The sequence below is a fragment of the Pseudomonas fluorescens genome, from assembly GCF_004683905.1.
In the GTDB taxonomy this organism is placed as follows: Bacteria; Pseudomonadota; Gammaproteobacteria; order Pseudomonadales; family Pseudomonadaceae; genus Aquipseudomonas; species Aquipseudomonas putida_A.
Genome location: NZ_CP038438.1, coordinates 281,772 through 294,638, shown reverse-complemented (window position 1 = coordinate 294,638; position 12,867 = coordinate 281,772). Strand labels below are relative to the sequence as shown.

General features: G+C 61.3%; 10 protein-coding genes. 5 read left to right on the top strand and 5 right to left on the bottom strand.

Annotated features, from left to right (window positions below):
* Window positions 1–49 precede the first annotated feature (49 nt).
* The 3 genes from mgrA to E4T63_RS01280 form a co-directional block, all read right to left on the bottom strand.
* Complete coding sequence (mgrA, locus tag E4T63_RS01290) at window positions 50–1,087, bottom strand: L-glyceraldehyde 3-phosphate reductase (RefSeq protein WP_135294741.1); 1,038 nt, start codon at window positions 1,085–1,087, stop codon at window positions 50–52.
* 174 nt (window positions 1,088–1,261) lie between these two features.
* Window positions 1,262–2,581 carry an LLM class flavin-dependent oxidoreductase gene (locus tag E4T63_RS01285; protein WP_135294740.1) on the bottom strand — a complete coding sequence of 440 codons (1,320 nt, stop codon included), beginning with the start codon at window positions 2,579–2,581 and terminating at the stop codon, window positions 1,262–1,264.
* A 1-nt stretch (window position 2,582) separates the two neighbouring features.
* Window positions 2,583–4,808: a TonB-dependent receptor gene (locus E4T63_RS01280; RefSeq protein ID WP_135294739.1), complete on the bottom strand. Its 2,226-nt coding sequence runs from the start codon at window positions 4,806–4,808 to the stop codon at window positions 2,583–2,585.
* Window positions 4,809–5,013: 205 nt separating this feature from the next.
* On the opposite strand from E4T63_RS01280, the gene E4T63_RS01275 reads away from it, so the two are divergent.
* Both E4T63_RS01275 and E4T63_RS01270 read left to right on the top strand, forming a co-directional pair.
* On the top strand, window positions 5,014–6,051 hold the full coding sequence (locus E4T63_RS01275; protein WP_135294738.1) for a LacI family DNA-binding transcriptional regulator: 1,038 nt from the start codon (window positions 5,014–5,016) through the stop codon (window positions 6,049–6,051).
* A gap of 183 nt (window positions 6,052–6,234) precedes the next feature.
* Window positions 6,235–6,495: a hypothetical protein gene (locus E4T63_RS01270; protein ID WP_025110994.1), complete on the top strand. Its 261-nt coding sequence runs from the start codon at window positions 6,235–6,237 to the stop codon at window positions 6,493–6,495.
* A gap of 24 nt (window positions 6,496–6,519) precedes the next feature.
* Here the strand turns inward: E4T63_RS01270 and betT are convergent, their stop codons facing one another.
* Both betT and epsC read right to left on the bottom strand, forming a co-directional pair.
* Window positions 6,520–8,481, bottom strand: coding sequence for a choline transporter BetT (betT, locus tag E4T63_RS01265; RefSeq protein ID WP_167734187.1), 1,962 nt, complete (start codon window positions 8,479–8,481; stop codon window positions 6,520–6,522).
* Window positions 8,482–8,951: 470 nt separating this feature from the next.
* Window positions 8,952–9,878 carry a serine O-acetyltransferase EpsC gene (gene epsC, locus E4T63_RS01260; protein ID WP_095137901.1) on the bottom strand — a complete coding sequence of 309 codons (927 nt, stop codon included), beginning with the start codon at window positions 9,876–9,878 and terminating at the stop codon, window positions 8,952–8,954.
* A gap of 190 nt (window positions 9,879–10,068) precedes the next feature.
* Between epsC and E4T63_RS01255 the strand changes: the two genes are divergently transcribed.
* The 3 genes from E4T63_RS01255 (at window position 10,069) to tcyL (ending at window position 12,865) form a co-directional block, all read left to right on the top strand.
* On the top strand, window positions 10,069–11,067 hold the full coding sequence (locus E4T63_RS01255) for a D-cysteine desulfhydrase (protein WP_135294737.1): 999 nt from the start codon (window positions 10,069–10,071) through the stop codon (window positions 11,065–11,067).
* A gap of 332 nt (window positions 11,068–11,399) precedes the next feature.
* The gene (gene tcyJ / locus E4T63_RS01250) at window positions 11,400–12,200 is read left to right on the top strand and encodes a cystine ABC transporter substrate-binding protein (protein WP_098966660.1); all 801 of its coding nucleotides are present in this window, start codon (window positions 11,400–11,402) and stop codon (window positions 12,198–12,200) included.
* The gene (tcyL, locus tag E4T63_RS01245; protein ID WP_003220607.1) at window positions 12,200–12,865 is read left to right on the top strand and encodes a cystine ABC transporter permease; all 666 of its coding nucleotides are present in this window, start codon (window positions 12,200–12,202) and stop codon (window positions 12,863–12,865) included. The genes tcyJ and tcyL overlap by 1 nt, the downstream gene beginning before the upstream one ends.
* Window positions 12,866–12,867: the final 2 nt, after the last annotated feature.

The following is a 12,867-nucleotide window of genomic DNA, read 5'->3' as shown; positions in this document are numbered from 1 at the left end:
CCTCGGTCGGCTCCCTCTCCCTCCGGGAGAGGGCTGGGGTGAGGGTGACTCACTCCGCCGTCGAAGGCTTCTCCCAAAGATTGATCCCGCCCTCCTGGGCAAACCGGTCGATCTCCGCTAGTTCCTCAGCACTGAAACTCAGATTCTTCAACGCCCCGACGTTCTCGACGATCTGCTCCGGCCGGCTCGCGCCGATCAGCGCCGAGGTCACTCGCGGATCACGCAGGGTCCAGGCCAGTGCCAGTTGCGCCAGGCTCTGGCCGCGACGTTTGGCGATCTCGTTCAACGCGCGCACATGCGCGATGTTGGCCTCGGACAGGTGCGAAGCCTGCAGCGAACCGCCACCTGGGCGATTGACCCGCGCATCCGCCGGCACGCCGTTGAGGTACTTGTCGGTCAGCAGACCTTGCGCCAGCGGAGTGAAGGCGATCACGCCAGTGCCGAGCTCGTCGGTGGTGTCGAGCAGGTCTTTCTCCACCCAGCGATTGAGCAGGTTGTACGCCGGCTGATGAATCAGCAGCGGCACTTTCCATTCCTTGAGCAGCGCAGCGATCTCGCGGGTTTTCACCCCGGAGTACGACGAGATGCCGATGTACAGCGCCTTGCCCTGTTGCACGGCGGTGGCGAGGGCGCTGGCGGTTTCTTCCAGCGGAGTGTCCGGGTCGAAGCGGTGCGAATAGAAGATATCCACGTAGTCCAGACCGAGGCGCTGCAGGCTCTGGTCGAGGCTGGCCAGCACGTATTTGCGCGAGCCGCCGCCCTGGCCATAAGGGCCGGGCCACATGTCCCAACCGGCCTTGCTTGAAATGATCAGTTCATCGCGGTACTGCTTGAAGTCTTCACGCAGCAAACGACCGAAGTTGATCTCGGCGCTGCCATACGGCGGGCCGTAGTTGTTGGCCAGGTCGAAGTGATTGATCCCCAGGTCGAACGCGGTACGCAGCAGGGCGCGCTGGGTGTCGATCGGCGTGCTGTCGCCGAAGTTGTGCCACAGGCCCAGCGACAGCGCCGGCAGCACCAGACCGCTGCGGCCGACGCGGCGGTAAGGAATGGAGTCGTAGCGGTTTTCGGCAGCGGTGTAAGTCATCGAATCCTCTCTTGTTTGATTAACAGCAAATTGAGGGTGAATTTCAACTTTGTGGTGAGGGGATTTATCCCCGATGGACGGCGTAGCCGTCCCAAAAAAAATCGCGAATTTGAATGCAGATTTAGGGGTGGCTTTCGGCACCCATCGGGGATAAATCCCCTCACCACAGGGTGTTTACACAAATCTGTTTTGCGGTCGGGCGAGGCCCAGGTTTTCGCGCAGGGTCCGGCCCTCATACTCGGTTCTGAACAGCCCGCGCCGCTGCAGTTCCGGGACCACGCCATTAGCGAAATCTTCGAGCCCGCCCGGCAGGTGCGGCACCAGCACGTTGAAGCCATCCGCCGCGCCCTGTTCGAACCACTCCTGCAAGCGATCGGCGATCTGCTCCGGCGTGCCGACCAGGCTGTAATGCCCGCGCCCACCGGCAATCCTGCGGCCCAATTCGGCGAGGGTCAGATTCTCCCGCCCCGCCAGTTCAGTCAGCAATTTTTGCCGGCTCTGCTGGCCGCTGTCGGTCAGTGGCAACTCCGGTAACGGGCCGTCCAGCGGGTACTTCGACAAGTCGAAGTTGCCCAGCATACGCCCAAGCAAGGCGACGCCAACCTCCGGTTCGACCAATTGCTGAAACGTTTCACATTTTTCCTGCGCTTCGGTTTCTGTCTGCCCGACGACGACAAACACCCCGGGCATGATTTTCAGCGAGTCGGCACTGCGCCCGTACTTGGCCAGACGCCCCTTGAGGTCGGCGTAGAACGCCTGTGCGCCGGCCAGCGAAGTCTGCGCGGTGAACACCACCTCAGCGGTCTGTGCCGCCAGTTCACGCCCGGTTTCGGATGAGCCGGCCTGCACAATCACCGGTTGCCCCTGCGGCGAGCGCGCCACGTTCAGCGGGCCTTTCACCCGAAAATGCTCACCGACGTGATCCAGCACGTGCAACTTCGCAGGGTCGTAATAGGCGCCGCTGGCTTTGTCGCGGACAAAGGCATCGTCCTCCCAACTGTCCCACAGCCCGGTGACCACCTGATGAAACTCGCGGGCGCGGCTGTAGCGTTCGGCGTGGCCGATGTGTTCGTCGCGACCGAAATTCAGTGCTTCGGCGGCGTTGTCCGAGGTCACCAGATTCCACCCGGCGCGGCCACCCGACAGATGATCGAGCGAAGCGAATTTGCGCGCCACGTGGTACGGCTCGTTGTAGCTGGTGGTCGCCGTGGCGATCAGGCCGATGCGCTCGGTCACCGCGCTCAGGGCCGAGAGTAAGGTCAGCGGTTCGAAGTGATCCGAGCGCGCCATGCGGCTGGCGATGTCCTGGGTCGGCGCGGCCACGCTGTCGGCGACGAACAGCGTGTCGAATTTCGCCGCCTCGGCAATCTGCGCCAGACGCTTGTAGTGGGCGAAATCCAGCCCGGCATTCGCCGGCACCTGCGGGTGCCGCCACGCGGCGACGTGGTGCCCGGTGGCCATGAGAAACGCGCCGAGTTTCAGCTGTCTGCTCATCTCAGAAATCCTTGCGCAGTTGCACGCCGAAGTAGCGCTCGTCATCCCGTGGCACAGCGCGGTAGATGTAGCTGCCGCCGCTGGCCAGCAACGGTGAGTAGGACTTGTCGGCGAGGTTCTTGCCCAGCAGTGCCACGCGCCAGCCGTTGCTGTAGTCGGCGAGAGCGACGCTGGCGTTCCAGATGCCGTAGGCGCCTTGTTTGGTGTCGGCATTCTGGCTGATGTCGTACTGCACTTCGCTCTGCCAGCTGTAGTCGGTGCCGAGTTCGATATCGAGGCCGTTGTCCAGCGGGATGCTGTAGTCGGCACGCACGTAGCTTTTCCAGTCCGGGCTGAACGGCAGTGGCTTGCCATTGACGTTGCACGAGGCTGCAGCGCCCGCCGGGCAGCTGAATTGGTCGATGCGTGCGCGGGTGTAGGCCAGCGCCCCGGAGAACTTCAGTTGCTGGGTCGCCTGCAAGGCGTAATCGAGTTCGACGCCTTCGGTGCTGACGCTGCCGGCGTTGATCAGGCGCGTCACCACTTGCCCGGCGACGGTGTCGAAAAAATTCGCCTGGTAGTTGTCGTAATCGCTGTGGAACACCGCGAGGTTGGTGGTCAGCCGGTTGTTCCAGCTCGTCGCTTTGATCCCCGCCTCCCAGGTGTTGGAGGTCTCCGGCTTCAGCGCTTCGGTGTCACGCGGCTGCATGTTGAAGAACACGTTGTAGGCCGGGCCTTTGTAGCCGCGCGAGTAGGTCAGGTACGTGGTGACTGCATCGCTGAGGTCGTACTGCACGCCGAGCCGACCGGACCAGCCGTCCTCGTCCACCGAACCGGAACTGCTGGTTGCAGGTTGAATACCACTGACCGTGGTCGCCGAGGTCGAGACGCGACGGTGATCGTATTCAAGATCATCGTGGGTGTAGCGCAGGCCGGCGATGCCACGAAAGTCCGAGGTGAAGTTCAACGTGGCTTCGCCGAACGCGGCGTAGCTGTCGCTGGTGGTGCTGTAATCGGCGACGCCACGGTCGGTGCGCGTGGTGGTGGTCAAGGTGCGCTGATAAGTCTCGTCATCCTTGCCATGCATGTAGAACAGGCCGCCAACGTATTCAAGGAACTCACCTTTCGGCGAGGCCAGGCGCAGCTCTTGCGAGTACTGGTCGAAGGCCAGCTCGCCCTTGTCGGCGGTGCCGGGGAACGCTGCAGTGATCGTGCTCAGCCGATCGCCATCCTGATATTGGGTGTTGTCCCAGCCGCGCCACGCGGTGATCGAGGTCAGTGTGTAACCGCCCAGTTGCCAGTCGAGCTGGCCGGACAGGCCCTTGTTGGTGTCCTCGACATGGCTGCGGGTATCGGTGTTGATGTCGCGGTTGTGGTTGCTCGCATAGACCGGGCTCAGCGCGTTGGCGAAGGCCGGGGTCAACGACTTGCTGACGACGCCGTTGGGACCGTCGTCGTGGGACTGCATGTAGTCGGCGATCAGGGTGAAGGTGACGTCGTCATTCGGGGTGAATTCAAGCTTGCCGCGCACGCCGCGATGGTTGTAGCCGTTGACCTCCTGGCCGTTGTATTTGTTGTCGACGTTGCCGTCGTAGCTGCTGACCAGGGTGCTGATCGAGCCCTTCAACGTATCCGGAATCAGGCTACCGCCAATGCCGAAGCGGGTGCGGCTTTCATTGCCGCTGTAGTACGACTGGTCGATGTAACCGTGGGTCTCGTTGGTCGGCGCCTTGCTGGTGATGTTGAGCACACCGGCCGAGGCATTCTTGCCGAACAGCGTGCCCTGCGGGCCGCGCAGCACTTCGACGCGCTCCAGATCCAGCAGGTCCAGGGTCGATTGACCGGGACGCGCATAGACCACGCCATCGATCACCGTCGCCACTGTTGGCTCGACGCCGGGCGAGGTGGAAATCGTGCCGACGCCTCGCACAAACAACGAGGTGTCCTTGTTCGACGCACCGGTACGGAAATTCAGCGACGGCACTTGCTGGACGATGCTCGCCACGCCATTGCGGTTGTCGCGCTCCAGTTGTTCGCCGTCGATCACCGAAACCGCCACCGGGACCTTTTGCAGCGACTCTTCGCGGCGGGTAGCGGTGACCGTGACGGACTTGAGTGTCGGCTCTTGTTCGCTGCTGTCGGCGGCGAAAGCCGTGGGCAGTGGCAACGCCGCCAGCCCGGTAAAGATCCAGCCAGCGGCGCGAATCGACTGCGCCAGTTTGTGTGTCGCCCCAGGAATGTTGTGCATGGTTGCCCGCTCGAAATTGGCCCTGAACCGCTGCCGTTCTGCGACGACAGCGCCTGAATCGGTGTCTTGGGCATTCGCTCGAGCGAGTAGCAGACAATGCGCCTTGTTAGCGCTAACATCGCCAGTATTGGCAAGCTCGGCATAGAGCGTCCAATACTGAAAAATTACTTTTATATGCGTTTTGGTTTTTAAGAAGGATCAAGCCTTGAGCCAGGAAAAGCCCCGCAAACGCCGTGGCGCCGGACGCGTGACTCTGAATGCGGTAGCGCGCGAGGCCGGGGTGTCGGCGATTACCGTGTCGCGCTATTTCAATCAGCCGGAAACCGTCTCGCCGGAGCGCCGCGAGCGGATTGCGGCGGTGGTCGCCGAATTGGGTTACGTGCCGAACCTGGTGGCCGGCGGGCTGGCCTCGGCGCGGGGCAAAATCGTCGGCATGGTGATTCCGAACATCTCCGGGCCGATCTTTGCCAACACCATTCAGGGTTTCAGCGACACCCTCAGCCGCCACGGTTATCAACTGCTGCTGGCGTCGAGTTACTTCAGTACCGACCAGGAAGAAAACGCCGTGCGCGCATTTCTCGGCTGGTCGCCGGCAGCGTTGGTGCTGACCAGCCATTTCCACAGTGCGGGCACGGAAAAGATGATCGCCGAAGCGGACGTTTCGGTAATCGAAACCTGGGATTACCAGCCGGATCGCGAGCCGATGCAGATCGGCTTTTCGCACTATGAAGTCGGCGTGACCGCTGCGCGTTATCTGCATGACAAAGGCTATCGCCGCATCGCCTTCGTGCAGAACAGCGCCCCTGGTGACCTCAGTGCCCTCGAACGTCGCGACGGTTACGCCGCCACCGTGCGCGAGTTCGGACTGCCGCCGTGGGTATTCGCCCCGGACGCCGACCGCGCGCCGTTCGAAGCCGGCAAGCAAGCGATGGAAGCGCTGATGAACGCCTCCCCGCGCCCCGACGCGATCATCTTCGCCAACGACAACCTCGCCGCCGGCGGCTTGCTCGCCGGGCAACGCGCAGGCATCAAGATCCCCGAAGACTGCGCCGTGCTCGGCTTCGGCGATTACCCGTTCGCCGAGATGCTGTTGCCCAGCCTGAGCACGATCAAGCCACCGGCACTGGAGATCGGCGTACTGGCGGCAACGCGGGTATTGGAAAGCCTTGGTGTGTTGCCGAGCGATGATGTGCAGCGCCTGAATCTGTTGCAGTGCAATGTGATCGAGCGCGAGAGCACCTGACCAAAATGGCCTAGGCTGGATTGGCTATGCTCCAAGTAACACCGAGGTGGCCCCTTCGCGGGCAAGCCCGCTCCCACAGGATTTTGGTTGTACAAAGAATCTGTGAATGACCGAGATCACTGTGGGAGCGGGCTTGCCCGCGAAAGCGTCCGATCAAGCACCGCATGACCCGCAGGCACGCCTATGCACACCGCAATCATCATCTTCTTCGGCCTGGTCCTGCTCGCCCTGATGCTCTACATCGGCGAGCGCATTGGCTTCAGCCGGCAGACCCTGGCCTACAGCTTCGCCGCGCTGTGGCTGGCGTTGACGGTGATCAATGGTGCGGTGGGGGTGGTGCATGCCGGGCAGCCGCTGGGTTCGGAGATCGCGGTGGGCAGTGCGGTGTTCGGGGTGCCGATGGCGGCGATGGTGTTGTTCATGGTGCTGAGCGCCGAGTCGTGAAACGTCCCGGCGCTCAGTTGTCGATCAACGCACCAGATGCAGGAACTGCATGTGGCGTTCGTACTGGTCGAGGATGTCGTTGATGATCTGCTCTTTGGTGTAGCCGACCAGATCGTAGTCCTGACTGCCCTCGCTCAAGTGCACTTCAGCGCGGTAATAGCGACGGTTGTTGAGTTGCTTGGACCCCATGCCACCCCGAGCAAACGACGGCGTGAAATAGCCGCGCATCTGCACCTGATAGATGAACGGATGCTGCTCACCGTGGCCGATTTCCAGGCTGATGTTGTCGTGCGCCGGATCCGGCTGAGTGACCACGTTCAAGCCCTTCTCAACGAATACCGCCGTCACTTCTTCAATCGCCGGGCGCACCGTGGTGTCCATGAAGCGGTACACCTCGTCACGCGACGGGAAGTGCACCGCCTGACTCAGACGCTGGCGCCAGCCGCCCGTGCCACGCCGCGAACCGGAGACCGGTGCCAGCGAATGCAGTTGCGCGATCTGCTTCTGCGATTCCAGATAGAACGCCTTGTGCAGGCCCCACATCATCAGCAGCAAAATCATCGAGAACGGCAACGAGGTCAGCACCACCGCCGATTTCAGCGCATCGATACTGCCGGAGAACAGCAGCGCACTGGTCACCAGCGCGGTCATCGCGCCCCAGAACACTCGCAGCCATTTCGGCCCGTCTTCGTCCGGGTTGCCGCCCTTGGCCGACAGGGTCGAAAGCACCACTGTGCCGGAGTCGGCGGAAGTGACGAAAAACACGAAGCTGATGAACACCGTCACCGCGATGACAGTCTTGCTCCACGGGTAGGTTTCCAGCAGCAGGTAAAGGCTCATCGACGGATTGTCGAGGGCCGACATGCCCAGCGCCGACATGCCGTGGTTGAGCACCTGATCGATGGCGCTGTTGCCGAAAATCGACATCCACGCCAGGGTGAAACCGAGCGGAATCAGCAGCACGCCGAAGACGAATTCGCGGATGGTCCGGCCACGGGAAATCCGCGCGATGAACAGTCCCACGAACGGCGACCATGCAATCCACCAGGCCCAGTAGAACACCGTCCAGCCGCCGAGCCAGTCGCTCGGTTTGTCGTAGGCATAGAGGTCGAAACTCTTCATCGGCAACGCGCCGAGGTAATCGCCGAGGTTCTGGATCAGCGTGTTGAGCAGGTGCTGGGTGGGACCTGCGAACAACACGAACAGCAGCAGCGCACAGGCCAGCAGCATGTTGATGTCGGACATCACCCGCACACCCTTGTCCACACCCGACACGGCGACGATGATCGCCGCACCCATCATCAGCGTGATCAGGCCGACCTGAATCCACTGGGTGTGTGCGATGCCGAACAGGTAGTCCAGACCGGAGTTGAGGTGCAATACGCCGAAGCCCATGTCGGCGCCCAGACCGAACACCGTGGCGATGATGCCGAAGCCGTCCACCGCGTAGCCGATGGGGCCGTTGATGCGCTTGCCGATCAGCGGGTACAGCGCCGAACGCAAGGCCAGCGGCAGGTTATGCCGGTAGGCGAAATAGGCCAGCGCCATGCCGACGAAAGCGAACACGCCCCAGCCGTGCAGGCCCCAGTGCAGAAACAGAATCTGCATCGCCTGGCGCGCCGCATCGGCGGTGCCGGCCTCGCCTTGCGGCGGTTGGGCCAGGTGCGTCAGTGGCTCGGATACGCAAAAGAAAAACAGCGTGATGCTGATCCCGGCGGCAAACAGCATGCCGGCCCAGGACAGGTAACTGAACTCGGGTTCGTCGTGGTCGGCACCGAGTTTGATCTTGCCGTAGCCCGATAACGCGGTGACCACCACGAAGACCAGATACAGCGTCATCGCGAGCATGTAGTACCAGCCGACCGTGTTGGCCGCCCAGTTTTGCGCAGCCAGCAACCAGGCGCCGGCCTGCTCCGGCATGGCGATGACAACCAGACCAAACAGCAGAATCACCGTCGCGGCGAAGTAGAACACCGGCGGATTCATGCGCACCAGACCGCTGGCGGGGGTAGACGATGCACTCATGAAACGTGCACCTCGAGGGGTTGAAACGTGGCTGAAATGATCGGACTCAGCAAAGGCAAGCCTCCTGTTGTGAGCGGGCAGCGAACCACCGGTTTAACTTGAATGAACGTTCAAGTTAAACATGGATAGGGTGGTAAGGACTAATCGCAGGGCCAGGCGGTAGTCTTCGTACGCTAGCTCAAGGTTGGGTATGACGGGGGTTTGGACGATTCGTTCAGTGGAAAAATCAAAGTCAAAAGCGCCCTCACCCTAACCCTCTCCCGGGGGGAGAGGGGACTGATTGGGGGATGCTTGAGAATTTCGCTGACCTGATCTTGCTGTACCGAATCCATAATCGACTGTTTTTTTCAGGTCGATGTATAGCGCCAGACACCTCCGTCGGCTCCCTCTCCCCCGGGGAGAGGGCTGGGGTGAGGGTGGCTTTTGATGTTTTACTTCTGCGTCCCGTCATCATGCTGCAGATTGGCCTGAGTCAGGTTACTCCCTGCCGGCACGCTGCGCGTCAGCCACACATTACCGCCGATGGTCGAACCCTGGCCGATGGTGATCCGTCCCAGAATTGTCGCGCCGGCATAAATCACCACGTCGTCCTCGACAATCGGATGGCGTGGATGGCCCTTCTGCAACTGCCCGTCTTCATCCGCCGGGAAGCGCTTGGCGCCCAAAGTCACGGCCTGATAGATCCGCACCCGCTCGCCAATGATCGCGGTCTCGCCGATCACCACACCGGTACCGTGATCAATGAAAAAGCTGCGGCCGATCTGCGCGCCTGGATGGATATCGATGCCGGTGGCCGAATGCGCAATCTCCGCGCTGATTCGCGCGAGTAACGGCAACCCGGCGCGGTACAAATGGTGCGCCAGACGATGGTGAATCACCGCCAGAATTCCCGGATAGCACAGCAACACTTCATCGACGCTGCGCGCCGCCGGATCGCCGTGATAGGCGGCCAGCACGTCGGTATCGAGCAGGCTGCGCAGGCCCGGCAAGGCCAGGGCGAAATCCTGAATGATGCGGATCGCCTGAGCTTCGACGTCAGCATCGCCTTGAGCGCTGTGCCGCGCGACATAACGCAACTCCAGCCGCGCCTGCGCCAGCAAGGCATTCAATGAGGTATCGAGGGTGTGACCGACATAGAAGTCCTCACTCTCCTCACGCAGATCCACCGGCCCCAGCCGCATTGGGAACAACGCACCACACAGCGCCTCGAGAATCTCGGCCATCGCCGCGCGGGACGGTAACTCGCGACCACCCTGCTCGCCGCTGGCCCGGCCATTCTGGGTACGCCACTGATCCCGCGCGGTACGCAGTTGGCTGACGATGGTCTGCAATTGCCAATGGCTGGAACGCTCGCTCACGGTAAAGACTCCTCACGGGCGGCCGGACGGTCTGGCCGCGTCAACGGCGACTACTTTACGGCATGCCCGTGAGGGCGAATTAAGAACCGATAGTGCTGGACTAAGCACATTTGGCTATAAGCAATTCACGGTTGCCCCGCTAAAACGGCGTGCCTATAGTCCTGTCATCTTTCTCCGCCAGTACGGACTCATGATCAAACAACAGCTGGATCGCTTTAACCGTCTCGACCTGCTCGGCCAACCCACGCCGCTGGAAAAACTTGAACGTCTATCCGCCTGGCTGGGTCGCGATGTGTACATCAAACGCGATGACCTGACGCCGCTGGCCATGGGCGGCAACAAGCTGCGCAAACTCGAATACCTCGCCGCCGATGCCCTCGCTCAGGGCGCCGACACGCTGATCACCGCCGGCGCCTTGCAATCGAATCACGTACGCCAGACCGCCGCATTGGCGGCCAAACTCGGCTTGGGTTGCGTGGCGTTGCTGGAGAATCCGCTGGGCACCGACGACAGCAACTACACCGGCAACGGCAACCGCCTGCTGCTCGATCTGTTCGACACCAAGGTCGAGCTGGTGGACAACCTCGATAACGCCGACGAACAACTCGCCGCACTCGCTGTGCGCCTGCGCAGCAATGGCAAAAAACCGTATCTGGTGCCGATCGGTGGCTCGAATGCCCTCGGTGCATTGGGCTACGTACGTGCCGGTCTGGAACTGGCGGAACAGATCAAGGACACCGGCCTCGATTTCGCCGCCGTGGTGCTGGCCTCGGGCAGCGCCGGGACCCACAGCGGTCTGGCGCTGGCCTTGAGCGAAGCGCTGCCGCAGTTGCCGGTGATCGGCGTGACCGTCTCGCGCAGCGAAGAAGATCAGCGCCCGAAAGTGCAGGGTCTGGCCGAACGCACGGCGGAGCTGCTGGGTGTGAAATTACCAGTGAACTTCAAGGTCGAGTTGTGGGACGAATACTTCGGCCCGCATTACGGCGAACCGAATGCCGGGACACTGGCGGCGGTGAAACTGTTGGCCAGTCAGGACGCGGTGCTGCTCGACCCGGTATACACCGGCAAGGCCATGGCCGGGTTGCTCGACGGGATCGGCCGCCAGCGTTTCGACGAGGGCCCGATCATCTTCCTGCATACCGGTGGGGCGCCGGCGTTGTTTGCCTATAAGGATTCGCTGACAAGCTGATCCTCCCTGCTGCAAGAATTTCTGTGGTAAGGGGATTTATCCCCGTTGGACTGCGCAGCAGTCCCCTGCTCTTCAAGTCAGAAGAGAGGGCCGCTTCGCGCCCCATCGGGGATAAATCCCCTCGCCACAATTGATCATATATATTCGAAATTGGAATAACAGAAAGATCATTAAGTATTTTCAAGTCTAAAGCAGACATCTTATAGTCTCGCCGCAGGCGAATTTCGGGCAAGACGCATAAGCTGCTTTAGGGCACGATAACGCAGTCGTTCAATTCCCGGATTCGCCAACCTTCCTTAAGCGTCTTCCATAAGAAAACACAGGGGCTTGTCATGAATTTTTCCGCACTACGTCGCAATCTGCTGGTAGGTTCGCTGGGCCTTGCACTGAGCGCCGGCCTGATCGGCCAGGCATCCGCCGGTGAGCAGCTGCAACAGATCAAGGACAAAGGCGTTATCAACGTCGGCCTGGAAGGCACTTATCCACCGTTCAGCTTCGTTGACGAGAACGGCAAACTGTCCGGTTTCGAAGTCGAACTCTCCGAAGCCCTGGCGCAGAAACTCGGCGTCAAAGCCAAGATTCAGCCAACCAAGTGGGACGGTATCCTCGCTGCGCTGGAATCCAAACGTCTCGACGTCGTGGTCAACCAGGTGACCATCTCCGACGAACGCAAGAAGAAGTATGACTTCTCCGAGCCGTACACCGTTTCCGGGATTCAGGCGCTGGTGCTGAAGGACAAGGAAGCCAAGTTGAACATCAAGACTGCCGCCGATCTGTCCGGCAAGAAAGTCGGTGTCGGCCTGGGCACCAACTACGAACAATGGGTCCGCGCCAACGTGCCGGGCGCTGACGTGCGTACCTACGACGATGATCCGACCAAGTTCGCCGACCTGAACAACGGCCGCACCGACGCCATCCTGATCGACCGTCTGGCTGCACTTGAATACGCCAAGAAAGCCCCGAAAACCGTGGCTGCCGGTGAAGCGTTCTCCCGTCAGGAATCCGGTATCGCCCTGCGCAAAGGCGAGCCTGAGCTGCTGGCTGCGGTGAACAAGGCTCTCGACGAACTGCGTGCCGACGGTACCCTTGAGAAGCTGTCGAAGAAATACTTCAACGCTGACGTCACCAAATAATGGAAGAAGCTTTCCAACTCGCACTGGACTCCGCGCCCTTTCTGCTCAAGGGCGCGTATTACACGGTCATCCTCAGTCTGGGCGGCATGTTCTTCGGCTTGCTGCTGGGCTTCGGCTTGGCCTTGATGCGCCTGTCGCGCTTCAAACTGGTGAGCTGGATTGCCCGCATCTACGTGTCGTTCTTTCGCGGCACGCCGTTGCTGGTGCAACTGTTCGTGATCTATTACGGCTTGCCGCAATTGGGTCTGGAACTGGATCCACTGCCAGCGGCGCTGATCGGCTTCTCGCTGAACATGGCCGCTTATGCCTGTGAAATCCTGCGTGCCGCGATCGGTTCGATCGAGCGCGGCCAGTGGGAAGCTGCTGCGAGCATCGGCATGACCCGTGCGCAAACCTTGCGCCGGGCCATTCTGCCGCAGGCCATGCGCACGGCACTGCCGCCACTGGGTAACAGCTTCATTTCGCTGGTCAAGGACACGGCACTGGCCGCCACCATTCAGGTGCCGGAACTGTTCCGCCAGGCGCAACTGATTACCGCCCGGACTTTCGAAGTCTTCACCATGTATCTTGCCGCCGCGCTGATCTACTGGATTCTGGCCACGGTGCTGTCGCACCTGCAGAACAAGTTGGAAGAGCGGGCCAATCGGCATGACCAGGAGTCCTGACC